This window comes from Streptosporangium sp. NPDC001559, assembly GCF_042893955.1.
Lineage (GTDB): Bacteria > Actinomycetota > Actinomycetes > Streptosporangiales > Streptosporangiaceae > Streptosporangium.
On record NZ_JBIAVG010000006.1, the window covers coordinates 182,459 to 208,221 of the forward strand.

The 25,763-nt window shown below is 72.3% G+C and carries 26 protein-coding genes and 1 pseudogene; 20 read left to right on the forward strand and 7 right to left on the reverse strand.

What is annotated here, in order from left to right; all coding sequences use genetic code 11:
* Position 1: 1 nt before the first annotated feature.
* From ACFYY8_RS15935 to ACFYY8_RS15980, 10 genes are all read left to right on the forward strand, one after another.
* Entirely contained in the window at positions 2–2,815 is a 2,814-nt protein-coding gene (locus ACFYY8_RS15935; RefSeq protein WP_390041273.1) for a BTAD domain-containing putative transcriptional regulator, read from the forward strand.
* 79 nt (positions 2,816–2,894) lie between these two features.
* Positions 2,895–3,530 carry a hypothetical protein gene (locus ACFYY8_RS15940; protein WP_390041275.1) on the forward strand — a complete coding sequence of 212 codons (636 nt, stop codon included), beginning with the start codon at positions 2,895–2,897 and terminating at the stop codon, positions 3,528–3,530.
* The gene (locus ACFYY8_RS15945) at positions 3,514–4,095 is read left to right on the forward strand and encodes an OmpA family protein (RefSeq protein WP_390041277.1); all 582 of its coding nucleotides are present in this window, start codon (positions 3,514–3,516) and stop codon (positions 4,093–4,095) included. The genes ACFYY8_RS15940 and ACFYY8_RS15945 overlap by 17 nt, the downstream gene beginning before the upstream one ends.
* Positions 4,096–4,145: 50 nt before the next feature.
* Positions 4,146–4,754, forward strand: coding sequence for an SseB family protein (locus tag ACFYY8_RS15950; RefSeq protein WP_390041279.1), 609 nt, complete (start codon positions 4,146–4,148; stop codon positions 4,752–4,754).
* 59 nt (positions 4,755–4,813) lie between these two features.
* Positions 4,814–5,554: a prepilin peptidase gene (locus tag ACFYY8_RS15955; RefSeq protein ID WP_390041281.1), complete on the forward strand. Its 741-nt coding sequence runs from the start codon at positions 4,814–4,816 to the stop codon at positions 5,552–5,554.
* 68 nt (positions 5,555–5,622) lie between these two features.
* Positions 5,623–6,801 (forward strand): chorismate synthase, encoded by a 1,179-nt coding sequence (gene aroC / locus ACFYY8_RS15960; protein ID WP_390041283.1) that lies wholly within the window; start codon positions 5,623–5,625, stop codon positions 6,799–6,801.
* A 22-nt stretch (positions 6,802–6,823) separates the two neighbouring features.
* A complete protein-coding gene (locus ACFYY8_RS15965) occupies positions 6,824–7,327 on the forward strand; it encodes a shikimate kinase (protein ID WP_390041285.1) in 504 nt (167 codons plus the stop codon).
* Positions 7,324–8,400, forward strand: coding sequence for a 3-dehydroquinate synthase (gene aroB / locus ACFYY8_RS15970; RefSeq protein WP_390041287.1), 1,077 nt, complete (start codon positions 7,324–7,326; stop codon positions 8,398–8,400). The genes ACFYY8_RS15965 and aroB overlap by 4 nt, the downstream gene beginning before the upstream one ends.
* Positions 8,401–8,404: 4 nt before the next feature.
* Positions 8,405–8,836: a type II 3-dehydroquinate dehydratase gene (gene aroQ / locus ACFYY8_RS15975; protein WP_352011393.1), complete on the forward strand. Its 432-nt coding sequence runs from the start codon at positions 8,405–8,407 to the stop codon at positions 8,834–8,836.
* Positions 8,836–9,615, forward strand: coding sequence for an SGNH/GDSL hydrolase family protein (locus ACFYY8_RS15980; RefSeq protein WP_390041289.1), 780 nt, complete (start codon positions 8,836–8,838; stop codon positions 9,613–9,615). Before aroQ ends, ACFYY8_RS15980 begins: the two co-directional genes overlap by 1 nt.
* Before the next feature lie 50 nt (positions 9,616–9,665).
* Here the strand turns inward: ACFYY8_RS15980 and ACFYY8_RS15985 are convergent, their stop codons facing one another.
* On the reverse strand, positions 9,666–11,705 hold the full coding sequence (locus ACFYY8_RS15985; RefSeq protein ID WP_390041291.1) for an ATP-dependent DNA helicase: 2,040 nt from the start codon (positions 11,703–11,705) through the stop codon (positions 9,666–9,668).
* Between the two features lie 265 nt (positions 11,706–11,970).
* Between ACFYY8_RS15985 and ACFYY8_RS15990 the strand changes: the two genes are divergently transcribed.
* Positions 11,971–13,284 carry a hypothetical protein gene (locus ACFYY8_RS15990; protein WP_390041293.1) on the forward strand — a complete coding sequence of 438 codons (1,314 nt, stop codon included), beginning with the start codon at positions 11,971–11,973 and terminating at the stop codon, positions 13,282–13,284.
* A gap of 60 nt (positions 13,285–13,344) precedes the next feature.
* Positions 13,345–14,928: a Na+/H+ antiporter gene (locus ACFYY8_RS15995; RefSeq protein ID WP_390041295.1), complete on the forward strand. Its 1,584-nt coding sequence runs from the start codon at positions 13,345–13,347 to the stop codon at positions 14,926–14,928.
* 10 nt (positions 14,929–14,938) lie between these two features.
* On the opposite strand, the gene ACFYY8_RS16000 is transcribed toward ACFYY8_RS15995, so the two are convergent.
* Complete coding sequence (locus ACFYY8_RS16000) at positions 14,939–15,196, reverse strand: ubiquitin carboxyl-terminal hydrolase 14 (RefSeq protein ID WP_390041297.1); 258 nt, start codon at positions 15,194–15,196, stop codon at positions 14,939–14,941.
* A 231-nt stretch (positions 15,197–15,427) separates the two neighbouring features.
* On the opposite strand from ACFYY8_RS16000, the gene ACFYY8_RS16005 reads away from it, so the two are divergent.
* The 4 genes from ACFYY8_RS16005 (at position 15,428) to ACFYY8_RS16020 (ending at position 17,393) form a co-directional block, all read left to right on the forward strand.
* On the forward strand, positions 15,428–15,829 hold the full coding sequence (locus ACFYY8_RS16005) for a hypothetical protein (RefSeq protein ID WP_390041299.1): 402 nt from the start codon (positions 15,428–15,430) through the stop codon (positions 15,827–15,829).
* 88 nt (positions 15,830–15,917) lie between these two features.
* A complete protein-coding gene (locus tag ACFYY8_RS16010) occupies positions 15,918–16,259 on the forward strand; it encodes a DUF202 domain-containing protein (protein WP_352011476.1) in 342 nt (113 codons plus the stop codon).
* A complete protein-coding gene (locus ACFYY8_RS16015) occupies positions 16,256–16,579 on the forward strand; it encodes a DUF202 domain-containing protein (protein ID WP_390041302.1) in 324 nt (107 codons plus the stop codon). The genes ACFYY8_RS16010 and ACFYY8_RS16015 overlap by 4 nt, the downstream gene beginning before the upstream one ends.
* A gap of 91 nt (positions 16,580–16,670) precedes the next feature.
* On the forward strand, positions 16,671–17,393 hold the full coding sequence (locus ACFYY8_RS16020; protein ID WP_390041304.1) for a hypothetical protein: 723 nt from the start codon (positions 16,671–16,673) through the stop codon (positions 17,391–17,393).
* Between the two features lie 155 nt (positions 17,394–17,548).
* On the opposite strand, the gene ACFYY8_RS16025 is transcribed toward ACFYY8_RS16020, so the two are convergent.
* On the reverse strand, positions 17,549–18,133 hold the full coding sequence (locus ACFYY8_RS16025; RefSeq protein ID WP_390041306.1) for a lytic transglycosylase domain-containing protein: 585 nt from the start codon (positions 18,131–18,133) through the stop codon (positions 17,549–17,551).
* A gap of 323 nt (positions 18,134–18,456) precedes the next feature.
* Positions 18,457–18,732: pseudogene (locus tag ACFYY8_RS16030) on the reverse strand (transglycosylase SLT domain-containing protein); the annotation flags it as partial.
* 357 nt (positions 18,733–19,089) lie between these two features.
* On the opposite strand from ACFYY8_RS16030, the gene ACFYY8_RS16035 reads away from it, so the two are divergent.
* The gene (locus ACFYY8_RS16035) at positions 19,090–19,575 is read left to right on the forward strand and encodes a glutathione peroxidase (RefSeq protein ID WP_390041308.1); all 486 of its coding nucleotides are present in this window, start codon (positions 19,090–19,092) and stop codon (positions 19,573–19,575) included.
* Here the strand turns inward: ACFYY8_RS16035 and ACFYY8_RS16040 are convergent.
* Positions 19,547–20,545: a LacI family DNA-binding transcriptional regulator gene (locus tag ACFYY8_RS16040; RefSeq protein ID WP_352011482.1), complete on the reverse strand. Its 999-nt coding sequence runs from the start codon at positions 20,543–20,545 to the stop codon at positions 19,547–19,549. The two genes, ACFYY8_RS16035 and ACFYY8_RS16040, sit on opposite strands and share 29 nt — an antisense overlap.
* A gap of 176 nt (positions 20,546–20,721) precedes the next feature.
* On the opposite strand from ACFYY8_RS16040, the gene ACFYY8_RS16045 reads away from it, so the two are divergent.
* Positions 20,722–21,942, forward strand: coding sequence for a sn-glycerol-3-phosphate ABC transporter ATP-binding protein UgpC (locus tag ACFYY8_RS16045; protein WP_352011483.1), 1,221 nt, complete (start codon positions 20,722–20,724; stop codon positions 21,940–21,942).
* A 95-nt stretch (positions 21,943–22,037) separates the two neighbouring features.
* Here the strand turns inward: ACFYY8_RS16045 and ACFYY8_RS16050 are convergent, their stop codons facing one another.
* The gene (locus tag ACFYY8_RS16050) at positions 22,038–22,790 is read right to left on the reverse strand and encodes an SDR family NAD(P)-dependent oxidoreductase (protein WP_390041311.1); all 753 of its coding nucleotides are present in this window, start codon (positions 22,788–22,790) and stop codon (positions 22,038–22,040) included.
* Between the two features lie 60 nt (positions 22,791–22,850).
* Here ACFYY8_RS16050 and ACFYY8_RS16055 point away from each other — a divergent pair, with 60 nt between their 5' ends.
* The gene (locus tag ACFYY8_RS16055) at positions 22,851–23,990 is read left to right on the forward strand and encodes a PQQ-dependent sugar dehydrogenase (RefSeq protein WP_390041313.1); all 1,140 of its coding nucleotides are present in this window, start codon (positions 22,851–22,853) and stop codon (positions 23,988–23,990) included.
* A 151-nt stretch (positions 23,991–24,141) separates the two neighbouring features.
* Positions 24,142–24,429 (forward strand): hypothetical protein, encoded by a 288-nt coding sequence (locus ACFYY8_RS16060; RefSeq protein WP_390041315.1) that lies wholly within the window; start codon positions 24,142–24,144, stop codon positions 24,427–24,429.
* On the opposite strand, the gene ACFYY8_RS16065 is transcribed toward ACFYY8_RS16060, so the two are convergent.
* Positions 24,401–25,480, reverse strand: a complete 1,080-nt coding sequence (locus ACFYY8_RS16065; protein WP_390041317.1) for a glycosyltransferase family 4 protein — start codon at positions 25,478–25,480, stop codon at positions 24,401–24,403. The genes ACFYY8_RS16060 and ACFYY8_RS16065 overlap by 29 nt on opposite strands.
* Positions 25,481–25,763: the final 283 nt, after the last annotated feature.

Sequence of the window (25,763 nt, forward strand, 5' to 3'; positions counted from 1 at the left end):
GGTGCGGTTCGGCGTGCTGGGGCCGCTGCTGGTCCTCGACGGTGATCACGACCTGACCCCGGGGCCCGCGAAACACCGCGCGCTGCTGGCCGCCCTGCTGCTGCGGCCCGCGCGGGCGGTGGCCGCCGACCGGCTGATCGACGAGGTGTGGGACGGACGGCCGCCGGCCTCGGCGGAGGCGGTGCTGCGGGTCTACGTCAGCGCCCTGCGCAAGGTGGTCGCGGGGATTCGCACCGTGCCCGGCGGATACCTCCTCGACGTCGACCCCGACCGGGTGGACGCGCACCGGTTCGAGCGGCTGGTGGCGGAGGCCACGCGAGCCGGGGAGGCAGGCGGGCGGGCCGAGGCGGCCGAGGGGCTGCGCGCGGCCCTCGCGCTCTGGCGGGGGCCCGCGCTGGCCGACGTCGAGTCGGACACGCTGCGGCGCGCGCACGCCGTACGGCTTGAGGAGCTGCGGCTGACCACGGTCGAGGAGCGGGTCGAACTGGACCTGACGCTCGGCCGGGGCGCGCGGGTGACCGGGGAACTGCGCGCGCTCGTGGCGGCCTACCCGCTGCGGGAAAGGGCGTGGGGGCAGCTCATCACGGCCCTCGGCCAGGCGGGACGCAGGTCGGAGGCACTGGGCGCCTACCAGGAGGCACGACGGCTGCTGGTCGGGGAACTCGGCCTTGAACCGGGGGAGGCGCTGCGCGAGGCGCACGAACGTGTGCTCGCGGGCGCCTCGACCCGGGCCGGACAGGTGCCGAACGAGACACCTCCGGACATCGCCGACTTCACCGGACGTGAACACGTGCTGGACTGGATTCGCCGGTCGGTGCCCGACGCCGCGGGCGCGCCCGTCCACCTGGTGCTGCACGGTCCGGCGGGGGTGGGCAAGTCCGCGGTCGCGGTCCACGCGGCCACCTCGCTCGACTTCCCCGGCGGGCGGCTGCACGCCTCGCTCGGCGGCAGGACGCCGGAGGCGGTGCTCGAGGACCTGCTGCGCTCGCTCGGCTGCCAGGAGACGGCGATCCCCGCCGGCCTCGACGGGCGCGTCCGTCTCTACCGCAGCACGGTGAGCGGTCGGCGCCTGCTGGTGGTGCTCGACGACGCGGAGCGGGAGGCCCAGGTACGCCCGCTGCTGCCCACCGGGCCCGGTTGCCTGACGCTGGTGACCAGCCGCTCGCCGCTGCACGGCCTGGAGGCGGCGCGTGCCCGCGAACTCGGCGTGTTCGACCGGGACGAGTCCGTGGCGATGCTGGCCGGGGTGGCCGGGCGGCGTCGTGTCGAGGCGGAGCCGCGGGCGGCGGCGCGGATCGCCGAGCTGTGCGGCGGGCTGCCGCTGGCGCTCAGGATCGCCGGGTCCAGGCTGGCCAGGCGCCCCGGCTGGACCCTGGAACACCTGGCGGGACGTCTTGAGGACGAACGCGGACGCCTGGACGAGCTCAGCGCGGGCGACCTGGCCGTGCGCGGCAGCCTGGCGCTGGGCTACCGCGCCCTCTCCGACGGGGAACGCCTGCTGCTGCGTCGTCTCGGCGCGCTGTCCGCCCCCGACTTCGCCCCCTGGGCGGCCTCGGCCGTCCTCGGCGCGCCCGCGGAGGAGACGCTTGAGGCACTGGCCGGGGCGGGCCTGTTGCAGGCGCGGGGTCTCGACCCCACGGGCCAGGAGAGGTACGGCTGGCACGACCTGACCAGGCTCTACGCGGCCGAGCGCCTGGCCGAGGAGGAGGGTCCGCCCGCCGGGGTCCTGGCCGTCGCGGTCCCGGAGATCCTCGACCGCGCCCGGCGGGCCAGGACGCTGCTCCTGCCCGCGGAGCCGGGCTCGGGCCTGACCCTGGCCCGTACGGCAGAGCAGGCCGCGGCCGCGGAGACCGCGCTCCTCAGGGAGTCGGCCCGCTGGCTGGCCGCGGAACGGAGGTTCCTGGTCGCGACCGTCGCCGACGCGCGGCGGGCGGGCCTGGACGAGGCGGCCTGGCGGCTGGCCTTCTACCTGACGCCCTTCTTCGAGCTGGGCGCGCACCGCGAGGACTGGCGCTCGGCCGTGGAGGAGGGGCTGCGGGCCGTACGGCGCGCGGGGCACCGCAACGGCGAGGCGCTGCTGCTGAGATCCCTGGCCGACCTGCACCGGGTGGAGGGCAGACTGCCCGAGGCGGCCGAGGCCCTGCGGCGGGCGCTCGGCCTCGCGGAGCCGGGGGAGGCGGCCCGCGTCCGGTACCGGCTCGGGCTGGTCCACCTCGCCGGGGAGCGGCCGTCCGAGGCGCAGGCGTGTTTCGTGGCGTGCCTGGCCGCCTTCTCCGCGGCGGGAGACCGGCGGGGCAGGGCCGACGCGCTGCGCGCCCTCGGCGGGCTGCGCCGGGACGGGGAACTGCTCTCAAGGAGCCTGGAGGCCTACCGCGAGCTGGGCGACCCACGGGGTGAGGCGGCGGTCTCGCTCGACCTCGCCGGGCTGTTCCTGGACACACGGCGGCTCAGGGAGGCGAACGAGCGGGCCGAACACGGCCTCGGCCTGGCCAGGCGGCTGGGGGACCGGCTGCCCGAGGCCGCGGCGCTGACGGTCCTGGCCGGGATCGCCCTGGCGGAGGGCAGGGCGGACGTCGCAGGGCAGAGCGCCCGGGAGGCGCTGGAGACCTTCCGCGAGCACGGGGACCGCGCCGGCGCCGCGCGGGCGACGCTCACCCTGGCGGAGGCGTCGCTCGGGCTAGATGAGATTGATGAGGCGTTTGATGGAGTAATGCGAGCTATGGGAGAGTTTGACGCTCTCGGTGACAGGCGAGGCCGCGCCGCGGCGGAAGAGCTCGCCGACGAGATACGACGCCGCCGTGGCCTGCGCGTATAGCGCGCTATACGCGTCCTGAAGGTGGCCCGCCTACGGTCGGGGCCGACGCGAACCACGACGGGCAAGAGGTGGAAGCACGATGGCAAGAGGGATCACACCGGCGCTGGCCGCCGCCGTACTGGCGGCGGTGCTGAGCGGGTGCGGGGCGCTCCCCGGGCAGCGGGGCGGCGGCGGTGAGGAGAGGCAGCCGCTCCCCGTCTCCGCGGCCTCGACCCCGGCCGGGAAATCCGCGGAACAACCGGCCGAGCAACCCGCGGAGCAGCCGGACGAACAGCCGGCGGAGCAGCAGGACCCGCCCATCGAGCAGGACAGGGTGATCGCCGCCAGGAAGGTCAGGACGGGCGGCGCCGAACTGGTCGTACGGATCACCGGCCTCAGACGGCAGGGCAGGCTGGCCACGCTGACCTGGACGGTCACCAACACGGGTGGCGCCAGGTGGCAGATGAACAGCGGCATGGGGGACACTCCGGGCGGCCTCGGGCTCACCGTCGCGGGGGTCAGCCTGATCGACCCGGTCAACGGCAAGCGCTACACCGTCGCGCGCACCGGCGCCTACCCCAAGGCCACATGTCTCTGCTCGAACTACGACGTGTTCACCGAGCCGGACGAGGTGCTGCCGCTGAACGCGACGTTCGCCGCCCCGCCGCCGGACATCACGAAGATCAACGTGGACCTCAAGGTGCTGGGCGTGTTCGCCGATGTCCCGATCTCCTGAACGCCTCACGGTCCTGGCGCTCACGCTCGCCCTGGTGGCGGGGCACCCGGGGACCGCGTGGGCCGACCCCGCCGATCCCGCCGACCCCGTGGAGGCCACGGCCGGGGTCGAGGACGTCGTCGCCCGCGTCGAGGACGTCATCGCCGAGGTCGAGTCGCTCGACGGCGCCGAGAGCGAGTCGAAACGCGGGGAGCAGATCACCGTCGCGCTCACCAGCGACGTGCTGTTCGCCCTCGACAAGGCCGTGCTGACCACCGGGGCGAAGCTGCGCCTGCGGCGGATCGCCGAGCGCGTCCGCGCCGAGTCCGCGGGCGGCGAGGTCAGGATCGAGGGGCACACCGACGACCAGGGGAGCGACGCCTACAACGACGCGCTCTCGCTCAGACGGGCGCGGGCCGTGGGGCAGGTCCTGCGGGCCGCCCTCGCGGGCACCGGGACGACCCTGCTGGCCAAGGGGTTCGGCGAGTCCAGGCCCAAGGTGCCCAACATCGTCGACGGCGCTCCCGTCGAGGCGAACCGCGCGAGGAACCGGCGGGTCGAGATCGTCTTCGACGCCGCCCGGTGACCCTCCCTCGGCCGAGGACCCGCCGGTCACCGAGGGTAGGCTTCGGGGTCGTGCCGAGCATTCCCCAGCCACTGGTCCCCGGCGACGACGGCTCAGCCGACGCCGCCGTCTCGTCCGCGCTCGCCGCCTTCTCCGCGGGCACGGCCGACGTGGGCGCGGTGATCGCCGCCCTCGGCGGGGCACGGCTGCTCGTCCCGGTCGTGGCCCTGCTGACGGAGTCCGAGGTCGGCGAGCACGGGCTGCGGCAGGAGAAGGAGAGCGAGATGGCCCTGCCGAAGCTCGTCGGCAAGGACGGCAGGCAGGCGGTGCTCGCCTTCACCGGGACCGGCCCGCTGAAGCTGTGGCGTCCCGACGCCCGCCCCATCCAGGCGACGACCCCGCAGGTCTGCCAGGCGGCGGCGCACGAGGACGCCGCCGCCGTGGTGATCGACGTCGCGGGCCCGGTGCCGTTCGTGATCGAGGGAGCCGTGCTGCAGGCGTTCGCCGCGGTCGGGGCGGGCACCCTCGACCGGCTCGGCTCCGAGACCCCCGGGATCACCGTGGCCCGAATGGAGGCCCGCACGGGAGCCCGCACGGAGGCCGGGCCCGAGACGGCCGCCCCCCGGCGCCGCCGCCTCGGCTGGCCGCTGACCGGCCGGTCGTCACGCGGCCGGGACTGACCTTCCCGCGTTAGGGTTCGGGCCGTGGACGAACACGGCCGACCTTCCCCGGGGGCGCGGTGAACCACCTCCTGCCCCTCGCCGCCGCACTGGCCGGGCTGCCGCTCGGCTTCTGGGCGAGAGACCTGGCCATCCGCCACTCGGTCGGGGAGGACACCCTCCTCGGGCACGCCTGCCCGCGCTGCGCCACGGCGGTCGGAGGCGGCCCGGCCGCGTCCCTGAGACTCGCGACCGGGCGCTGCCCGGGGTGCCGGGCACGGATCGGACCGCCGCCGCTGGTGGCCGAGGCCCTCACCGCGGTGACGCTGGCAGCCCTCGCGTCGCGGTACCCGTGGCCAGAACTGGCCGCCTACGGGTGGCTCACGGCCGTCACGGTCGCCCTGGTCGTCGTGGACGTCGCCGTCCACCGGCTGCCCGACCGGCTCACCGCCGCCGCCTTCCTGGGCACGGTGGCGCCGCTGGCGGTCACGGCCCTGACACGGGACGGCGTCCAGGACCTGGCCAGGGCACTGCTCGGCGGCCTGGTCCTGACCGGCCTGTACCTCCTGCTCTTCCTGGTCAACCCGGAGGGCATGGGGCTCGGCGACGTCAAGTTCGCGGCGGCGCTGGGTGTGGCGCTCGGCCGGCTCGGCTGGGACGCCCTGGTCACCGGCGCCTTCCTCGGCTTCCTCGCCGGAGGCCTGTACGGCGGCGCCCTGGTGGCCGCGCGCCGGGCGGGACGCGGCAGCGAGATCCCCTTCGGCCCCTTCATGGCCGCCGGCGCCTTCGCGGTCATCCTCACGGCCCAGGCGATCCGCTGACATGCGGGAGCGTCTCAACCAGTGAGCCTCGGCCATTCCAGTGGGCGGCACATGGAAGACTTGTCACCATGTTGCGCTGGTTGACCGCCGGAGAATCCCACGGCCCCGAGCTCGTCGCGATCCTTGAGGGCCTGCCCGCAGGGGTGGAGGTGACCACGGCCGACATCGACGGGGCACTGGCCAGACGCCGCCTCGGTTACGGCCGCGGCGCGCGGATGAAGTTCGAGCAGGACGTGGTGAACATCGTGGGCGGCGTACGGCACGGCCGCACGCTCGGCAGCCCGGTCGCCATCCGCGTCGGCAACACCGAATGGCCCAAGTGGGAGACCGTCATGGCGGCCGACCCGGTCGATCCCGCGCTGCTGGAGGGGCAGGCGCGCAACGCGCCGCGCTCACGCCCCCGGCCGGGCCACGCCGACCTGGCGGGCATGCAGAAGTACGGCTTCGACGACGCCCGCCCCGTGCTCGACCGGGCCAGCGCCCGCGAGACCGCCGCCAGGGTCGCCCTGGGCCAGGTCGCCCGCGCCTTCCTCAAGCAGGCCCTGGGCGTCGACATCGTCAGCCACGTCGTCTCCATCGGAGGGACGCAGGCGACGCCGGGCGTCCTGCCCGGCCCCGAGGACATGGCCGTCGTCGACGCCGACCCGGTGCGCTGCGCCGACCCCGAGGGCAGCGCCGCGATGGTCGCCGAGATCGACAAGGCCCACAAGGACGGCGACACCCTCGGCGGGGTCGTCGAGGTCGTCGCCTACGGCCTGCCGCCGGGCCTGGGCAGCTACACCCACTGGGACCGCCGTCTCGACGCCCGCCTGGCCGCCGCGCTGATGGGCATCCAGGCCATCAAGGGCGTCGCCGTCGGCGACGGCTTCGAGACCGCCCGCCGCCCCGGCTCCCGGGCCCACGACGAGATCGAGAACACCTCGGACGGCGTGCGCCGCATCACCAACCGCGCGGGCGGCGTCGAGGGCGGCATGACCAACGGCGAGCCGCTGCGGGTCAGCGCCGCCATGAAGCCGATCTCCACCGTGCCCAGGGCGCTGGCCACCATCGACGTGCTGACCGGCGAGGCCGCCAAGGCCCACCACGAGCGTTCCGACGTGTGCGCCGTGCCCGCCGCCGCGATCGTCGCGGAGGCGATGGTCGCGCTGGTCCTCGCCGACGCCGCGGTGGAGAAGTTCGGCGGTGACTCCGTCGAGGAGGTCGCCAGGAACCTGTCCGGCTACCTCTCCTCGATGGTGATCAAGTGAGCGTGCGAACCGAGGAGGAACGGTGAGTCCCCGCGTAGTCCTGGTCGGCGCCCCCGGCGCGGGCAAGTCGACCGTCGGCCACCTGCTCGCCGAACGGCTGGGGGTCGCCTTCCGCGACACCGACGCCGACGTCGAGGTCACGGCGGGCAAACCGGTCGGTGACATCTTCGTCGAGGACGGCGAGGAACACTTCAGGGAGCTTGAGGCGCGGGCCGTACGGCTGGCGCTCGACGAACACGACGGCGTGCTGTCCCTGGGCGGCGGCGCGGTGCTGGCCGAGGCGACACGGGAACTACTCGCCGGTCACCCCGTGGTCTACCTGGAGGTCGGCCTGGCGCAGGCGGTGCAGCGGGTCGGTCTGGCCTCGGCCCGGCCGCTGCTGGTGCTCAACCCGCGCAGCCAGCTCAAGAAGCTCATGGAGGCCCGCCGCCCGATCTACGAGGGTCTGGCCGTCCTCACCGTGGCCACCGACGAACGCGACCCGGAACAGGTCGTCGACGAGATCGTGAAGGGACTCGGATCATGACGACCTCCAGGATCAAGGTGTCCGGAGAGTCCCCCTACGACGTGGTGATCGGCGCCGGGGTGCTCGGGGAGCTTCCCGCCCTGCTCGGTCCCGCTGTCCGCACCGTCGCGGTGGTCCACCCGGCGAGCCTGCCGGAGATCGCCAGGCCCGTGTGCGGGGCGATCGAGGCGGCCGGTTACCAGGTCGTCGCGCTGCCGGTACCCGACGCCGAACAGGCCAAGACGGTCGAGGTGGCCGCCGGGCTCTGGTCGGCCTTCGGCGCGCACGGTGTCACGCGCTCCGACGCGGTCGTCGGCGTCGGCGGCGGGGCGACCACCGACCTGGCGGGCTTCGCCGCCGCCACCTGGCTGCGCGGCGTCAAGGTCGTGCAGGTGCCCACCACGCTGCTGGGCATGGTCGACGCGGCGGTCGGCGGCAAGACCGGGATCAACACCCCCGAGGGCAAGAACCTGGTCGGCTCCTTCCACCCTCCGGCGGGCGTGCTGTGCGACCTGGCCACGCTGGTCTCGGTGCCCCGTGACGACTACGTCGGCGGCCTGGCCGAGGTCATCAAGGGCGGCTTCATCGCCGACCCGGTGATCCTCGACCTCATCGAGGAGGCCCCGCAGGAGGCCAGGCACCCCGAGGGACGGCACACCCGCGAGCTCATCGAGCGCAAGGTGCAGATCAAGGCCGACGTGGTCGGCGCCGACCTGCGCGAGGGCGGCCTGCGGGAGATCCTCAACTACGGCCACACCCTGGCCCACGCCATCGAACGGGCCGAGGGATACCGGATCCGCCACGGAGAGGCCGTCGCCATCGGCATGGTCTACGCCGCCGAGCTGTCCCGCCTGGACGGCCGGATCGGCGCCGCCGTCGTCGAGCGCACCCGGTCCATCCTGACCTCCGTCGGGCTGCCCACGGCCTACCGCCGCGACGCCTGGCCCGGTCTGCGCGAGCACATGCGCCTTGACAAGAAGAGCCGCGGCGCCAGACTGCGCTTCGTCGTCCTCGACGACCTGGCGAAGGTGTCCCCGCTTGAGGACCCGCCGGAGGAGCTGCTCGAAGCCGCCTACGAGGAGATCGCCAGGTGATCGGATGAGACCTGTCTACGTGCTCAGCGGCCCCAACCTGTCGCGGCTCGGCACCAGGGAGCCCGACGTCTACGGCGCGGAGACCCTGGCCGACCTGGCGGCGCTGTGCCGGGAGACGGGCCGGGGGCTGGGCCTGTCCGTGGACGTCAGGCAGACCGACGACGAGGCCGAGATGATCTCCTGGCTGCACGAGGCGGCCGACGGCCGGATCCCGGTGGTGCTGAACCCCGCGGCGTTCACCCACTACTCCTACGCGCTGCGCGACGCCATCGCCCAGCGGACCGCGCCCCTGGTCGAGGTGCACATCTCCAACCCGGCCGCCCGTGAGGAGTTCCGGCACAACTCGGTGGTCGCGGGAGTGGCGACCGGCACGATCGCGGGCTTCGGGCTGAGGTCCTACGTGCTGGCGCTGCAGGCCGTGGCGGAGCTCGTGTAGTGGGCCGCCGCGCCTTCACCTCCTTCGCCGCGCTGGGCGACAGCTTCACCGAGGGGCTGAACGACCCCGGCCCCGACGGCGAGGGAGGACCCTTCAGAGGCTGGGCCGACCGGGTCGCCGAACGGCTGGCCGCGCTCGAACCGGAGTTCCGCTACGCCAACCTCGCCGTGCGGGGCAGGCTGCTCGGCCAGGTCGTCGAGCAGCAGGTCCCCAGGGCGGTCGAGATGCGGCCCGACCTGGTCAGCCTCTGCGCGGGGGGAAACGACCTGCTGCGCCCCGGCTGCGACCCGGACGCGATGGCCGGGCTGCTGGCGGGAGCCGTACGGGATCTGCGGGCGACCGGCGCGGAGGTGCTGCTGTTCACCGGCGTCGACCCGCGTGACACTCCGATCATGCGCCGCGCCCGCGGCACCTTCGCGATCTTCTACATGCACGTCAGGTCCATCGCCGACCTGTACGGCTGCCGCCTGGTCGACCAGTGGTCGATGCAGGGCCTGCGCGACTGGCGCGCCTGGAGCGAGGACCGGCTGCACATGAACGCCGAGGGGCACCGGCTGGTGGCCGCCAAGGTGTGCGACGTCCTGGGGGTCGAGTGCGCGGACGAGTGGCGCAAGCGGTGGCCGCCGCGTGAGCGGGTCACCCCCGGTGAGCGGCGGCGCGAGGACGTCCGGTGGGTCAGAGAGCACCTGGGCCCCTGGGTCGTCCGCAGGCTACGCGGACGCTCCTCAGGCGACGGCCTCGACCCCAAGCGCCCCGACCTGGGCCTTCTCGATCTCTAGAGCCTGTTCTGCGGACCCTCACCACGGTGAGGATCCGCGCGGAACAGGCTCTAGCCCTTCCCGAGGCGCCTGAGCGCGTCGCGGACCTTTCCCGGGTCGTTGGTCGGCCAGAAGGGCGGCAGCGAGTCGCGCAGGAAACCGGCGTAGCGGGCGGTGGCGAGGCGGGGGTCGAGGACCGCGACCACACCCTTGTCGTGCTGGCTGCGCAGCAGGCGGCCCGCCCCCTGGGCGAGCAGCAGGGCCGCGTGGGTCGCGGCGACCGACATGAAGCCGTTGCCGCCCCTGGCGGTCACGTGGCGCTGCCTGGCGGAGCTCAGCGGGTCGTCGGGACGCGGGAACGGGATGCGGTCGATGATGACCAGCCGCAGGGAGGGGCCGGGCACGTCCACGCCCTGCCACAGGGTCAGGGTGCCGAACAGGCAGGTCGGCTCGTCCTCGGCGAACTGCTTGACCAGCAGCATCGTTGAGTCGTCGCCCTGGCAGAGCAACGGCACGCTCAGCCGCTCCCGCAGCGCCTCCGTGGCGGCCTTGGCGGCCCGCATCGAGGAGAACAGGCCCAGGGTGCGGCCCCCCGCGGCCTCGATCAGCTCGGTGATCTCCTCGAGGTAGGCCTCGGGAAGACCGTCACGCCCCGGCTGGGGCAGGTGCTTGGCGACGTAGAGGATGCCGCTGCGCGCGTGGTCGAAGGGGGAGCCGACGTCCAGCCCCCGCCAGCCGTCCTTGGCGCCCTTGCCGTCCCCTGAGCCGAGACCCCACTGGCGGGCCAGGCCGTCGAAGGCGCCGCCGAGCGCCAGCGTCGCCGAGGTGAGGACCACCGTACGGTCGCCGAAGAGCTTGTCGCGGAGCATCCCGGCCACGGTGAGCGGGGCGATCCGCAGCAGAGGCGGGCGCCGGTCGGTCGCCGCCTCCAGCCAGACCACCTCGGCCCGGTCGACCTCCTCCGCGTGACCGAAGGCGTCAAGCATCCGCTGCGCGGTGTCGTGGATCTCGTCGAGGGCGGTGAAGGCCGCCTTGCGCAGGCCCGCGCCCTCCGGGTCGTCCTTGTCGCCGCCGGACCTGGGGCCGAGCGCGGTGATGCAGGCCCAGGCCGCGTCGCGCACCAGGGCCAGGGTCATCCCGAGCACCGGGGGCAGCTCGTCGAGGCGCCCGGCAGGGGCGGCGGCGAGCAGGTCCTTGAGCTGCTCGCCCGCCTCCATGAGCCGGTCGGAGATCGCCTGCTCGATCAGCCGCCCGACCCGGCGGACCGTCACCGAGACCATGGTCTCCGACAGCTCGCCGCTCACCACCGAGGTGACCCGGTCGACCAGCTCGTGCGCCTCGTCGACCACGACCACCTCGTGCTCGGGCAGCAGGGAGAAGTCCTCCATGGCGTCGATGGCCAGCAGCGCGTGGTTGGTGACGACGACGTCGGACTCGCCCGCGCGGGCCCTGGCCAGCTCGGCGAAGCACTCGGCGCCGCTGGGGCAGCGGGCGGCGCCCAGGCACTCGCGTGAGCTCACGGAGAACTGCCGCCAGGCCTGCTCGTTGACGCCAGGCACCAGCTCGTCGCGGTCGCCGGTCTCGGTCTCCTGGGCCCACTCCTGGATGCGCTGGACCATCCGGCCGGTCGCGTTGACCTCGCGCGGGTCGAAGAGCTGGTCCTGCTCCTCCTCGGGCCAGCCGGCCGCGGCCTTGTAGCGGCACAGGTAGTTGCGGCGGCCCTTGAGGATGGCGAAGGTCGGCTGGTGCGGCAGCTGGGGGGCGAGAGCCTCGGAGAGCCTGGGCAGGTCGCGGTCGACGAGCTGACGCTGCAGCGCGATGGTCGCCGTGGAGACGATCACCGCGCCTTTCGATGACATCGCGTGCCGGATGGAGGGGATCAGATAGGCCAGGGACTTGCCGGTGCCGGTGCCCGCCTGGACGGCGAGGTGGTCGCCGGAGGAGATCGCCCGCTGGACCGCCCGCACCATCTCGATCTGGCCGGGGCGCTCGACCCCGCCGACCGCCTCGACGGCGGCGCTCAGCAACTCCTCGACCTGGGGCAGGTCAGGCGCGGTCGCGGGGACCGCCGTGGGGGCGTCTTCGGCGGAGGTGATCGAGTCGGTCGGCACGACAGCCAACCGTACCGGCTTCCCCCGACAGACGCGGCTGGCTCCGGTGAGTGACCCCGTGTGCGCATCCCGGCATTCCGGGACGCGAGGCTCGCGGCGCGTGGCAGACTTGGCTGGATCAATCCGGATCACCGCCCTCGTATGGTCAAAGAAGATCGCCCGTTTCGGCTCACCGGGATGGAGGATGGGGGTGGAAAGACCGGTTCGGTAGGGTTTTCCGGGGTTGAGTGGACGAATAAAGGCTGGTTAAAGCACTATGTCCTCTATGTCGGAAGTTGTCCCCTTGCCGTCGTTCGGTGAGGTGTTCTTCGACGAGCGTGGCCAGGAGCGGGTGCTCCGGGTCACCTGGCACGAAGGCACCCTGGTGCTGAGCCTGTGGCGCGGCGAGATGTGCACCGCTAGTTTTCGCATGCCCATGAACGACGTCGGGCGCCTGGTCGACACCCTTGACGAGGGGTTCGTCGAGGCCGGGGGACAGTACCCCGACGAGGTCGGCGAGACGACGGGGCAGGGCGGCTACCAGGATCCCAACGGGTTCCCCGGGACCGGGCAGTACGCCAGGCCGGCGCCTGAGGACTACGCGAGCCCGCCGCAGCAGTACACCGACCCCGCGGCCACCCAGGTGGTCCCCGCCGCCGAGGAGCCGCGCCCCGCCGCGCTCAGCCCGACCGACGTGCTCGTCGCCAGAGGCGCCGTCCCGCCCGTCGAGCGCCCGCCCGCGGGATACGGTCCCGACGGCGTGGTGCCCCGCGAGAACATGATCGTCAACGACAGCCTGTCCTACGGTCAGCCCGCCGAGCAGACCGGGCACGGCCAGGCGGAGCCGGTCTACCAGATGCCGGGCGACCTCTACCCGCCTCAGCAGCCCGCCGCCCCCTACGGCGGAGCGGCCCCGCAGGGGTACGGCGCGCAGCCCCAGGACCCGTACGGCGCGGCCAGGCAGCCCGATCCCTACGCCACGGCCCCCGCCCAGCAGGCCGACCCCTACGGTGGCCCGGCTCAGCAGGCCGACCCCTACCCCGCCGCTCCCGTTCAGCAGCCCGACCCGTTCGCCCAGCAGCCAGACCCGTTCGCGCCGCAGCACCGCCCCGACCCGTACGGTGCCACGGCTCCCGCCCCGCTGCCCGCCGACCCCTATGCGTCCCAGGGCCCCGGACAACGCTCCGGACAGCGCCCCGCCGACCCCTACGTCCAGGCGGGCACGACCGACCCCTCGGGCTTCCCGGCCCACTCCTACCCTCAGGCGCAGCCCGACCCCTACGGCTATCCGGCCCCGGCGCAGCCCGACCCCTACGCCTTCGGCGCCAGGCAGGCGGGGCACCCGGCGGACCTGAGAGACCTGTACGGCCCGCAGGGCTACCAAGAGCAGCCGGGCTACCAGGAACAGCCGGTTTACCAGGAGCAGCAGACCTCCTACCAGGAGCCGCCCGCCTACCAGCAGGACGTCGACCCGTCCGACCCGCTGGGCATCTTCGGAGGCCAGCAGCAGGACAGGCGCTCGCGCTCACGCTCCCAGGAGTCGCCGCACTCGACCGGTGAGCGGCTGCGCCCGGAGCACGAGGAACGCCGCGACTGGTGACCTGACGGATCACCGAAGGGCCATCCCGTAGTCTGATCACCCGAACGGGTGAGGAGTGGGATGAACCAGGCGTCCGCCGTACAGCTTCTGGTCGTTCCGATCATCGCGATCGCGGTGGCGGCCGTGGCCAGGCGCCGGGGGTGGCCGTCGCCGCTGCTGCTGGTGTTCGCCGGGCTGGTGCTGTCGCCGTTCGTACCCGGTTACCAGCTGGACCCCGAGCTGGTCCTGCTGGTCTTCCTGCCGCCCCTGCTCTACTCCGCGGCCATCGACAGCTCCTACATGCGACTCAAGGCGGTACGGCGCCCGGTCGCGTTGCTGTCGATCGGGCTGGTGCTGTTCACCACGCTCGTCATCGGCTGGGTCGTCCACCTGCTCATGCCGTCGCTGCCGCTGGCCGCCGCCTTCGCGCTCGGCGCGATCGTGGCGCCGCCGGACGCGGTGGCCGCCGTCGCGGTCGCCCGCAGGCTCGGGCTGCCCCGCAAGGTGGTCACCATCCTGGTGGGGGAGAGCCTCTTCAACGACGCGACCGCGCTGACCGCCTACCGGGTGGCCGTGGCCGCCGCGCTCGGGGAGGGGATCAGCTGGCTGGACGCCGTGGGACGGTTCCTCTACGCGGCCGTCGGCGGCGTGGTCGTCGGGCTGGTGCTCGCCTGGTGCCTGGCCAGGATCCTGCTGGTGCTGCGGGACGCCCTGGTCGAGAACACCGTCATGCTGCTCATCCCGTTCGGCGTCTACCTCGCCGCGGAGGCCGTACACGTCTCGGGTGTGATCGCGGTGGTGATCGTCGGCCTCTACGTCGGCCACCGCATGCCCCGCGCGGGCTTCGGCACCCGCCTGCTGTCCGGTGCCGTCTGGCGGGTCGTCGACTTCTTCCTGGAGACGATCGTCTTCGCCCTGATCGGCCTGCAGCTGTGGCCGATCATGACGGAGCTGAGGGACGCCGACCCCTGGATGCTCGCGGGCATGGCGGTCGCGGTCTTCGCCGCCGCGGTGCTCTCCAGGGCCGTCTGGGTCGTGCCCAGCATCTACCTCCCCCGGGTGCTGTCGGCGGGGGTGCGCAGGAACGAGCCGAACGCGCCGTCGTGGCGCAACACGGTCGTCGTCAGCTGGGCGGGAATGCGCGGCGTCGTCTCACTCGCCGCCGCCTTCGCCATCCCGCCGGACTTCCCCGGGCGGCCGACGCTGCTCTTCCTCACCTTCGTCGTGGTGATCGGCACCCTGCTGATCCAGGGGTTGACGTTCCCCGCGCTGATCAGGCGGCTGCGGATCTCCAACGCGGAGGAGGTCTTCAACGACAACCTCACCGAGGCCGCGGCCCAGCAGGCGGCCGCCGCGGCCGAGCTGGCCCGCCTCGACGAGCTGGTCGCCGAGGGGATCGACGAGGTACACCGGGAGGTCGTCGACCAGCTCAGGTCGCGGGCCGAGCGCCGCGCCCTCACCGCCTGGGAGCGCCTCGGCGGCGGCACAGGGCCGAGGGGTGAGGAGACGCCGAGCACCGTCTACCGGCGGCTGCGCAGGGAGATGCTCGCCGCGGGCCGCGAGGTGTTCGTGCGGCTGCGCGACGAGGGGCGTCTCGACGACGAGGTGCTCAACAGGGTCATGCACGAACTCGACTTCGAGGAGGCGACCCTGGAGCGGGACTGAGGGGTTCCCCTCAGCCGAGGATGTCGTCGATGTAGCACCACCGCCAGCTCTCGCCGGGCTCGAAGGAGGCGACGACCGGGTGCCCCTCCTGGGCGAAGTGGGCGCTGGCGTGCTTGTTCGGCGAGGAGTCGCAGCAGCCGATGTGCCCACACGACAGGCATCTGCGCAGGTGGACCCAGCGGCTTCCGATCGCGAGGCACTCCTCGCACCCCTCGGGAGTGCGGGGAGCCGGGTTCTGGGCCTGGGTGAGGTGGTCGCAGGTGGACATGGTTCCTCTCGGTGGATCGTCGTGCCGGCCGTACGGCCGGAGCCGTCGCGCGGCCCGGCCCGCGAACCCGCCCCTGCGAGATCCACGGACGGCACCGTGGCGGGCCAGTCCACTCTACTTACCCCGAGGACACCCCCAAGGGCGCGGGGACCGGGCATGGGGAGTCTCCGGGGGGTGACAAGGCCGATACGGCGGCGCCTGCCTGGCCGGGCACTTGGGTAGGGTCGGGGCATGCGACCCCTTCCGCGACGAATCCCCGCCATCGCCGCCTCCGGGCTGGCCGCCGTCCTCCTCCTCTCCGGCTGCGCGGAGATCCAGCAGGTCTCGGACGGCGTCGACAAGGCCCAGCAGTGCGTGCAGGCAGCGGGCATCGTCACCGACACGGTGAAGAAGCTCGCCACCCTGGTCGACGACCCCGGTGCGGCGGAGAAGGCACTGAACGACGGGGCCGCGAAGCTGGGAGAGCTGGCGGACAAGGCGTCCAACACCACGCTCAAGCAGGCCGCGGACGACGTCTCAGAGAGCCTGAAGAATCTGAACGTCACCGACACGCAGAGCGCCGTCGACGCCGTGCAGAAGGCGGGCAGCGATTCGGTGGCCTGGATCAGGAAGTTGACCGAAGCCTGCAGCTGAGAGGCGATTTTCCCGGCGGAGAAAAGGGGAAAGCCTCCCGCATTCCCGGGTTCTCTATGGGAAATATGGCTGAACTAGCGTCGTCAATATGGACCTATCCAGGGACGAACCGGACCCCCGATTCACCCTCGCGAACGAACGCACGTTCCTCACCTGGCTCAGCACGTCGCTCGCCCTGAGCGCGGGCGGCGTCGCCATGGCCGCCGTCTCCGCCGACGTCTTCGTCCCGTGGATGAGGACCGTACTGGCGGTCACCCTGGTCTCGCTCTCGGCCCTGTGCGCCGCGATGGCCTACCCGCGCTGGCGCAGGGTGCAGCGCGCCCTGCGCCAGGCGGCGCCACTGCCCGAACCCGCCATCGCCCCCCTGCTGGGGTACGGCGTCGCGGCCGTGGCCGTGCTCGCCATGGTTCTCATCCTCCTGGGCCGATGATCCCCATCTGGGACGAGGGGCTGCAGAACGAGCGGACCCGGCTGGCCTGGGTCCGCACCGCCGCGGTGCAGGCGGTCGGCGGCCTGGGGGCGGGCGGTGTCGCGCTGCGCGCCGGGGTGCCCCCGGCGGCCGTCGCCCCCTTCGTCCTCTCCGCGGCCGCGGGCGCCCTCCTGCTGGCCCGCACCGGCGTCCGCTACCGGCGCGTCCAGCGCGCCCTGCACGAGGGCGGTCCCCTCGATGTCCGGGCGGACGCCCTCGTCGCCTGGCTCGGCACGATGGCCGCCGCTCTCGGGGCCGCCGTCTTCGTCATCGTCAGATAGCCACGGCGTTCGGCGCGAATATCCGGCCGGTCGGCTGTTTCCGCTGCCTAAGTACTCCTGCTTCAAGGAAAATACGGCAGGATAGCGCAGCATGTCACGGTTCGATGACCTGCCTGGCTACGCCGCGTCGATCGCCCCGCTGATCGACGCCGTCCACCTCGGTGTCCTCATCGCGGGCAGGCCGCTCGGCCGGGAGCTCGTCGAACGGTCAGGACTGCAGGCGGACCTGCTGGTCGACCTCCGGTACGTGCTCCCCGCCCGGCCGCTCACCCGGCGAGGGCTGGCCGCGCTCTACCGGTACAACCCGTTCGACGACAACGAGATCGGGGTCCAGCTCGCCCAGGGGACCCTCGTCACGGACCACGACGGCGCCCTGCGCGCCACTCCCAGGGCGCTGGCCTTCATCACGGAGCTGTACGGCCTGCACACGACGGTGACCGGGGAGATGTGGGCAGGACACGCCGAACGACTGCCCGAACTGGCCGGTCTCGCCGGGCGGCTCGTCGCGGCCTCGGCGGACAGCGGTGGTGAGGCCTTCGCCCAGGCGGCGCCGCCGTACGAACCGGAGGGCGTCTCCGAGGGGGTGCTGCTGTTCAACCGGCTGGCCGCGCTGCGCTACCACCGGGCCGACGCCCACGCCGCCGCGTGGGAGGAGGCCGGTCTCACCGCCACCCAGATCGTCGGCCTGTCCTCCGGCCCCTCCCGCGAGCGCATCGAGGAGGACACGAACCGCAGGGCCGCCGTGCCGTACGAGGTCCTGACCACCGGAGAACGGCAGTCACTCCTGCTGGGCCTGAGCGCCCTCGGCCACTAGGACCCGCCCTGACACCCGTTGGCCGCCGGATACGGCGATCACGGGCTCGTCGGCCCTGCCCGCCGGGCCGTACGGGGACGTGAACGGGGTGGCGTCCGGGACCTGTGGGCCCCGGACGCCGGGGGAGTGTTCCCTTCCCCTGGACACTCCCCAGGTCAGTACCAGTTTCTTGACCGGAAATGACCCCACGCGCCGCACGGTGACCCGTAGCGGCTCTTGATGTAGCGCAGACCCCAGTGGATCTGCGTGACCGGATTCGACCGCCAGTCCCCGCCGACGCCCCTCATCTTCGAACCAGGCAGGGCCTGGGGAATGCCGTAGGCACCCGAAGAGGGGTTGTGCGCCTGGTGGTTCCAGTTGCTCTCCCTGGTCCAGAGACTGTCCAGGCACTGGAACTGGTCGCGCGACCACGAACGGCGCGCGACGAGGCGGGACGCGATCGCCTTGTTCCTGCTTTTCGATGTTCTGGCGGCCGTTCTGACCTTGGGCACGGTCCTGGTGACCCAGACGGCCCGGTGGACCCTCCTGACCTGAGGGCTCACGGCCACGGCCGCGACCTTCCCGGTCTGGGTGGCCTCCTCGGAGGCCGCGGGGCCGCCGGCGGTGCCGGGCGCCTCGGCGGTGCCGGCGCTCGTGGTCGTCGCGATGTCGTCGGCCCGTCCGATGGACGCCGAACCGACCACGGTCGAGGCGGCGATCATGCTCAGAACGGTGTTGCGCAGAACACGGTTTCTGTCCACTTTCATCCTTGTCCGCTGGCCGCGTGCGGGAAGGCGCGTGGAACCGGAGTCCCCCGCGCGCTTGACGATCCGGCACCCGTGGCTCGGGCGGGGACGCCCGCGTGGTCTCGCCGGCCCGTTTCCGGCATGAGACACCGCGACGTGTTTCCTAGGCGGCTTTCTAGTACGCCGGAGGAGCGGCGACGGGCGCCTGGGACACGTGAGGGGAAGGTGTTTGCCCGATCTTCGCGGCATGCGGGTGGTTCGGCGGTGATCACCTGACCGGCGGTGATCTGCCTGGAGACCGGCGGGAGACGAAAATCACCCCGCCTTGGGGTTTGGATCTAGTACCAGCCGTGGGAGCGGAAGTGCGCCCATGCTCCGCACGGCGAGCCGTAGCGTTGCCGGATGTAACCGAGGCCCCATCTGATCTGTGTCCTGGGGTTGGTCCGCCAGTCCCGGCCCGCGTCGGCCATCTTCTTCCCGGGCAGTGCCTGGGGGATTCCGTACGCGCCGGAGGAGCGGTTGTGCGCCCTGTGGTTCCAGTTGCTCTCCCTTGTCCAGAGTCGCCGGAGGCAGTCGAAGTTGACGCGGCTCCAGCCCCTGGCGGCCACCATGGGCGCCGCGAGGGCCTGGTTGCCGCGCAACGCGGACGACGAGGCGGCCGCGGGGGAGACGTTGACGACCGTGGCGGTGGTGCTGACGGCGAGCGCCATGAGGCCCAGCGACAGGCTGGTACGGCGTGGCGTCGGCATAGGAAAGTGACCTTTCGCCGGTTTCGGGGGACGCCGTCACGATGCCCCAGTGATTTCCCGGTGGGCCAGCCGACAGGCTTTGTCAAGCCTTCTGTCAAAGATCGGTTAGAAAAGGATCAAGTGCCTGCTCAGGGGGCCGTCGAACCACCTGTGGCGTCCGTCACATTTCATTTCCCGGGTGTCATAACTCTTGGATGTGACAGCGGGTTTAGGGTGCAGATCATGAGCATTCGTGATATTCCTCTGCGCACTCTCGCCGACGCGCCGACGACCCTCGCCGAGCTGGCCGGGGACGGCGCCGCCCTCGTCGTGAACGTCGCCTCCCGCTGCGGCCTCACCCCGCAGTACTCCGGGCTCGTCGAACTCCAGCGGACCTACGGCGGGGCGGGTCTCACCGTCGTCGGGGTCCCCTGCAACCAGTTCATGGGGCAGGAGCCCGGCAGCCCCGAGGAGATCCAGGAGTTCTGCTCGACCACCTACGGCGTGGACTTCCCGCTGCTGGCCAAGACCGATGTCAACGGTGAGGAGCGGCACCCGCTGTACGCCTCGCTCACCGAGACTCCGGACGCCGAGGGGACGGCCGGGGACATCCAGTGGAACTTCGAGAAGTTCCTGGTCTCGCGTGAGGGGGAGGTGCTGGCCAGGTTCCGGCCGGGCGTCGAGCCCGGCGACCCCGCCGTCATCGCGGCGATCGAGAAGACCCTCTAGGTCCGCAGCTTCCCCTCACGATCAGCTCGGTCGGCAGAAGCACACCGCGCGGGCGCCTGCCGCCCGCGCGCAGCACCAGCTCGGCCGCCCGGTAGCCGATGTCCCGCGCGGGCTGGGCGATCACCGTCAGCGGGGGAGAGCACAGCTCGGCCCAGGGGACGTCGTCGAACATGATCAGCGACAGGTCCCTGGGCACCCGCACGTCCAGCTCCCTCGCGGCGAGCACGGCCGCCTCGCCCAGCAGGTTGCCCCCGGCGAGCACGGCGGTCAGGTCGGGCCGGTGCTGGAACAGCCCGGCCGCCGCGGCGTAGGCGGAGTCCCTGGTGCCGCGCGCCAGCACGATCAGCTCCTCGTCGACCAGGGGGCCCAGCGCCTGGCGGAAGGCGGTCAGGCGCTGGGACTGCCCGGGGCCGCCGAGATAGGCGATACGCCGATGGCCCAGGCCCGTCAGATAGTCGATCGCGGTCCGCACGCCCGCGCGGTCGTCGGCCAGCACCGAGGGCACCTCGTCGCGCCCGCCCGCGCTCCGGTGCGCGAACACCGTGGTGAGCCCGGCCCGTAGCGTCGGCGCCCAGATCTCACCCTCACCCGAGGGCACCGCGATCACCCGGTCGACGCCCTGTTCGACCAGCATGCCGATCAGCTCGCCCTCGCGCTCCTCGTCGTCGCCCGTGGCGCCCAGGATCACCGGCTCGCCCGCCGAACGGGCGCAGGCGAGCACGCCGTCGGCCAGCCGGCCGTAGAAGGTGTCGGTGATGTCGGGCAGCAGCAGCCCGATCCCACCCGAGCGCTGCTGGCGCAGGTTACGGCCGAGCGCGCTCGGCCGGTAGTCGAGCTGGGCCGCGACGGTCAGCACCCGCTCCCTGGTCTCGGGGCTGGCCGACCCCCCGGACAGAACCCGCGAGACCGTTGCCACCCCGACCCCCGCCGCCTCCGCGACGTCCTTGATGGTCGTACGACGCATGCTCATGGAAACGATTCCATCATGTTTTCAGTATTCGATCCAGCGCGGAGAGATAACGGAAGCGCCGTTGACAAGGTAGTACCGGCCGAGGGGTTGACAGGGATCTTCGTTTCCGGTGAGATGCATGAAAACGTATCCACATCGGGTGAACGCGGGTTTGGCCCGAGGCGCTAAGGATTTCCATGGCATCCATCGTTCTCAGCAAAGTCGACAAGATCTACGCAGGCGGTGTCAAAGCCGTGAACGGCCTTGACCTTGAGATCAAGGACGGCGAGTTCATGGTGCTGGTCGGCCCGTCCGGCTGCGGCAAGTCCACCGCTCTGCGCATGATCGCCGGCCTTGAGGACATCAGCGGCGGCGAGATCTCCATCGGGGGCCGGGTGGTCAACCACCTGCCGCCGAAGGACCGCGACATCGCCATGGTCTTCCAGAACTACGCGCTCTACCCGCACATGACGGTCGAGGAGAACCTCGCCTTCGGCCTCAAGCTCCGCAAGATGCCCAAGGCGGAGATCTCCAAGAGGGTCAACGAGGCCGCCAAGATGCTCGGCCTCGAGCAGTACCTCAAGCGCAAGCCCGCCGCCCTGTCCGGTGGTCAGCGCCAGCGTGTCGCGATGGGCCGCGCCATCGTGCGCGAGCCGCAGGCCTTCCTCATGGACGAGCCGCTGTCCAACCTGGACGCCAAGCTCCGTGTCTCCATGCGCGCCTCCCTCAACACGCTGCACGACCGCCTCGGCGTCACCACCGTCTACGTCACCCACGACCAGGTCGAGGCCATGACCCTCGGCGACCGGGTCTGCGTGCTTCGCGACGGTCTGCTCCAGCAGGTCGACACCCCGCAGAACCTCTTCGACAGCCCGGTCAACCTCTTCGTCGCGGGCTTCATGGGCTCACCGTCGATGAACCTCGTCAACGCCGAGCTCGTCCGCGGTGACGGCGGCGCCTTCGTCTCGTTCGCCGGCATCAAGCTCCCGGTGCCCAACCAGAGCTTCACCGACAAGCCCGGTCTCGACCAGTGGCTCGGCAAGAAGGTCATCCTGGGCGTCCGGCCCTCCGACTTCGACGACGCGGCCGCCGCCAGTGGCGCTCCGGGCCACTGGAGCCGCCTGCAGGTGCGCGCCGAGGTCACCGAGGAGCTCGGCTCCGAGATCAACGTCCTGTTCCTGATCGACGCCCCGCCGGTCCAGCACCAGGACACCGTCGCCGCCGCGGACGCCGGTGAGGACGAGGAGACGACGCTGCCGCTGGTCGGCGACAAGTCGCTGTGGACCGCCCGCGTCAACTCCCGCAGCCACGTCCGTCCCGGCCAGAACGTCGAGCTGGTCGTCGACACCCACAACCTGCACTTCTTCGACCCGGTCTCCGGTCTGTCGATCGGCCACCCGGCCAACCTGCACGTCTGACCGATCCGAGTACCGGAAGGGCCCGCGCCGCAACCCCCTCCTGCCGCGCGGGCCCTTCCTTCTGCGTTCTTCCGGGTAGTCTCCGGTCCTGCCGGCTACCTCCGGCCGAGACGCCGGGAGACACCGGCCGCGAGGCCGCGGGGCACCAGCCTGCTCACCCCGACGATGACCTTGTAGCGCAGGTCGGGCACGCTCACCCGCTTGCCGAGCGCCAGGTCGCGCATGGACTCGTTCACCACGTCGTCGGCCGACAGCCACAGGAAACCGGGGATGCCCGAGGTGTCCATCGAGGCGCGCTCGTGGAACTCGGTCCTGACGAACCCCGGGCACAGCGCCATCACCCGCACGCGCGTCCCCACCAGCTCGGCGGCCATCGACTCGCTGTAGTTGACGACCCAGGCCTTGGAGGCGCTGTAGGTGCCGCGGTTGAGGAAGGCCGCGACCGACGCCACGTTGATCACCGCGCCCCGGTTCCGCTTGCGCATGCCGGGCAGCGCGGCCATCGTCAGCCGCAGCACCGCCTCGCAGTGCACCTTCAGCATCCGCAGCTCGTCGGGGACCGGGACGTCGAGGAACGAGCCGGGATGGCCGAAGCCCGCGTTGTTCACCAGCAGGTCGACCCCCTGGCGCAGCCGCGCCTCGACTCGCTCAAGCCCCTCGTCGGTCGCCAGGTCGGCGGCGAGCACCTCGGCCTCGACCCCGTACCGCAGGCGCAGGGACTCGGCGGCGGCGGTCAGTCGTTCCTCGTCGCGGGCGACCAGGACGAGGGAGAACCCGTCGGCGGCGAGTCGTCGCGCGAAGGCGGCACCGATGCCGGCCGTCGCGCCCGTGATCAGTGCTGAAGGCATGCCCGCAGTCTAGTTCCTGTGATCGGAAACGCTCGCGGGCCCACGACGCATGATTGGGACATGAGGAATGTGTCGATCTCCCGTGGGACCGGGCCGGGAGCGGCCGCGTTATGCGCGGCCCTGTTGGTCTCCGTCTCGGCCTGCTCCACCCCCACCCCCACCGCGGCCCCGGCCGCCGCCTCGCCCGTACGGTTCACCGAGCTGGCGCGGCTCGACATGCCGGTGGCGATGGCCGTACGCAAGGGCGACCAGACGCTCTACGTCGCCGAGCAGACCGGGCGGCTGCGCGCGGTGAAGGACGGCAAGGTCGCGCCGGAGCCCGTGGTCGACCTCTCTTCCGAGGTGAGCGGGGGAAACGAGCAGGGCCTGCTGGGCGTCGCCTTCCATCCGGACGGTGGTCACCTCTACCTCGACTGGACCGACGCCGAGGGACACACCCACGTCACCGAGTGGGCCTTCGACGGCGTCAGGGCCACGAACCGCAGGGACGTGCTCTTCCAGCGGCAGCCGTACGCCAACCACAACGGGGGGCAACTCGCCTTCGGGCCGGACGGCTACCTCTACATCGCCCTCGGCGACGGGGGCAGCGGGGGAGACCCGCAGGGAAACGGCCAGAACACCGGGACCTGGCTGGGGAAGATCCTCAGGATCGACCCGCGTGGCACGCCGTACCGGGTGCCGGAGGACAACCCCTTCACGGCCACCCAAGGAGCGAAACCCGAAATATGGGCGTACGGCCTGCGGAATCCCTGGCGGTTCTCCTTCGACAGGAAGACGGGCGACATGTGGATCGGGGACGTCGGCCAGGACTCCTGGGAGGAGGTCGACTTCGCCCCGAAGGGCAAGGGCGGTGTGAACTACGGCTGGAACCGCAGGGAGGGCAAACACGACTTCCGAGGCGGCCAGGCCACGGGAACGGCCGAACCGGTCATCGAGTACCCCCTGCACGAGGGCGGGAACTGCTCGGTCATCGCCGGGCACGTCTACCGGGGAACGCGCGTCCCCGCCCTGTCCGGGCGCTTCCTCTACGGCGACTTCTGCGCGGGCTGGGTCAAGACGACCCCCGCCGACCGCCCCGGGGCGGGTGAGGAGGTGGGCAGGATCGAGCAGCTGTCCTCCTTCGGCGAGGACCACGACGGCGAGCTGTACGCCCTGAGCCTGTCCGGTCCCCTCTACCGGATCGAGGCGGCGACCGGCTGACCGGCGTCAACACCCGGAGAACAGTCCGCGATCCTTCGGCAAGCACCTCGCGGGTCGTACGGGCCGCCCCCGGCCGTGGCCGATACCACGGACTGCGGGGAGGCCCCACCCGGGTCTCCCCTGAAGTTCACCACCGGCGGGGGAGTTCGAGATGACCGCGAGACGTGTGACACCCATCCTTCTCGGCATGGCCCTGGTCACGGCCGGACCGATGTTCGCGGCGACCGGGGCGGGCGCGGAACCCGTCCCCGAGCCGACCGCGCACGTCCAGCCGTCGCCCCGGCTGGGCGACGACGGCCAGAATCTCGCGGAACGCGAGTTCACCGGCCGCCACTTCGCCGACCGCAAGCTCTCCAGGAGGTTCGCCGCCTACCTGAGGAAGCGCTCCGGCAGGCAGCACCCCGGCGGGTTCACCCTCTCCCCTCCGCGGAAGCCGTGACCCTTCCCAGGCGGCGGGCCCGGAGCGGGGCGACGGGATAGCGTCCCGGCATCCGTACCAGGAACGCCAGAAGCCCGGCACCGGCGCAGACGACGCCGGGGAGCGCGACGGCCCCCGGCACCCGGCCGAGCATCACGTACATGCCGAGCAGGCCCGTCGCCGTGGCCGCGGCGCTCATGACCAGGGCGACCTGCCGCGCGGTGAGGCCCGCGGCGACGCAGCGGTGCGCCAGGTGGTCCGGGCCCGCCAGCAGCCAGGGACGGCCGGCCCGCTGACGTGTGGCGACCGCCAGGCAGATGTCGAGCACCGGGACGAAGGCGAAGAGCAGCAGCGCAGGGACGACCGTGACCGGTCCCGCCTGGCCGGAGACCGCGACCGCGCTCGCCGCCAGGGTGAAGCCGATGAACAGCGGGCCCGCCTTGCCCATGCGAATGCGGGCGGGGCTCCAACCGTGGGCGGCGAAGCCCACGCAGCCGCAGGCCAGCGAGAACAGGAACAGGGCGAAGGCGGTCTGGCCCGAGGCGAGCGCGGTGACGGCCAGGATGCCCGCGCCCACGGCGCCGACGCCTCCGAGCACGCCGTCGGTGTTGTCGATCATGGCGAACGCGTTGGCGACGAACACGATCCACAGCAGCGTGCCCGCCATGTCGATCCAGGCGCCGAAGATCTCGACGCGCACCCCGGACGCCACGACCAGGGTCGCGGCGACGCTCTCGATGGCCAGCCGCCACGCGGGCCGCAGCCGCCTGCAGTCGTGGATCACCCCGAGCAGGGCGACGAGGACGCCGCTCATCATGATCATGATGAGCTGGAGGTTCCACTCACCGGCCAGCGCCGTCGTGGGCAGCAGCGTTCCCGCCGCGACGGCCGGTCCGCCGAGCCGGGGAGTCGGGCGCCGGTGCGGCCGATACGCCCCGGGACGATCGACGATCTTCAGTCGCAGGGCGAACCGCCGGGTGAACTCGGTGAACACGGCCACCAGGACGAACGCCGCCGCGCCCGCGGACGCGACGACGGTGAGGGACTCCCCGGAGACCACCGCGGAGATCACCGGGCGCTCCCGGCTCCCGGCACCCGGCGGACCGTTCCGCGGGGCACGTTCCTCACCGAGACGCCGGAACACCGCGGTCCCGCACAAGGCTTCGCACGGGCGGCCCCGGTTCCGCCGGTCGCAACGATCTTCACGGTCAGTCACCTCTCGCTAGCTCGGCGGCCGTGCGCACGACGGACACGTTCCCCCGGCTCCCTCGCGGGCGCCGTTCTCGTGCCGGTCCGGGTCGGTGACGTGGCCGGCCGTAAACCCACCCGGTGCCCCGCACCGGGTGCCTCTCACC

What these genes read in the sequence shown, in the direction of transcription:
- ACFYY8_RS16040 (WP_352011482.1), bottom strand. Translation starts at nt 20,545, where the DNA reads ATGAGCATGCGTCGTACGACCATCAAGGACGTCGCGGAGGCGGCGGGG.
- ACFYY8_RS15945 (WP_390041277.1), top strand. Translation starts at nt 3,514, where the DNA reads ATGTCCCGATCTCCTGAACGCCTCACGGTCCTGGCGCTCACGCTCGCC.
- ACFYY8_RS16015 (WP_390041302.1), top strand. Translation starts at nt 16,256, where the DNA reads ATGATCCCCATCTGGGACGAGGGGCTGCAGAACGAGCGGACCCGGCTG.
- ACFYY8_RS16000 (WP_390041297.1), bottom strand. Translation starts at nt 15,196, where the DNA reads ATGTCCACCTGCGACCACCTCACCCAGGCCCAGAACCCGGCTCCCCGC.
- ACFYY8_RS16055 (WP_390041313.1), top strand. Translation starts at nt 22,851, where the DNA reads ATGAGGAATGTGTCGATCTCCCGTGGGACCGGGCCGGGAGCGGCCGCG.
- ACFYY8_RS16045 (WP_352011483.1), top strand. Translation starts at nt 20,722, where the DNA reads ATGGCATCCATCGTTCTCAGCAAAGTCGACAAGATCTACGCAGGCGGT.
- ACFYY8_RS16020 (WP_390041304.1), top strand. Translation starts at nt 16,671, where the DNA reads ATGTCACGGTTCGATGACCTGCCTGGCTACGCCGCGTCGATCGCCCCG.
- aroC (WP_390041283.1), top strand. Translation starts at nt 5,623, where the DNA reads ATGTTGCGCTGGTTGACCGCCGGAGAATCCCACGGCCCCGAGCTCGTC.
- ACFYY8_RS15990 (WP_390041293.1), top strand. Translation starts at nt 11,971, where the DNA reads ATGTCGGAAGTTGTCCCCTTGCCGTCGTTCGGTGAGGTGTTCTTCGAC.
- ACFYY8_RS15940 (WP_390041275.1), top strand. Translation starts at nt 2,895, where the DNA reads ATGGCAAGAGGGATCACACCGGCGCTGGCCGCCGCCGTACTGGCGGCG.
- ACFYY8_RS15995 (WP_390041295.1), top strand. Translation starts at nt 13,345, where the DNA reads ATGAACCAGGCGTCCGCCGTACAGCTTCTGGTCGTTCCGATCATCGCG.
- ACFYY8_RS16035 (WP_390041308.1), top strand. Translation starts at nt 19,090, where the DNA reads ATGAGCATTCGTGATATTCCTCTGCGCACTCTCGCCGACGCGCCGACG.
- aroQ (WP_352011393.1), top strand. Translation starts at nt 8,405, where the DNA reads ATGAGACCTGTCTACGTGCTCAGCGGCCCCAACCTGTCGCGGCTCGGC.
- ACFYY8_RS16050 (WP_390041311.1), bottom strand. Translation starts at nt 22,790, where the DNA reads ATGCCTTCAGCACTGATCACGGGCGCGACGGCCGGCATCGGTGCCGCC.
- ACFYY8_RS16005 (WP_390041299.1), top strand. Translation starts at nt 15,428, where the DNA reads ATGCGACCCCTTCCGCGACGAATCCCCGCCATCGCCGCCTCCGGGCTG.
- aroB (WP_390041287.1), top strand. Translation starts at nt 7,324, where the DNA reads ATGACGACCTCCAGGATCAAGGTGTCCGGAGAGTCCCCCTACGACGTG.
- ACFYY8_RS16060 (WP_390041315.1), top strand. Translation starts at nt 24,142, where the DNA reads ATGACCGCGAGACGTGTGACACCCATCCTTCTCGGCATGGCCCTGGTC.
- ACFYY8_RS16010 (WP_352011476.1), top strand. Translation starts at nt 15,918, where the DNA reads ATGGACCTATCCAGGGACGAACCGGACCCCCGATTCACCCTCGCGAAC.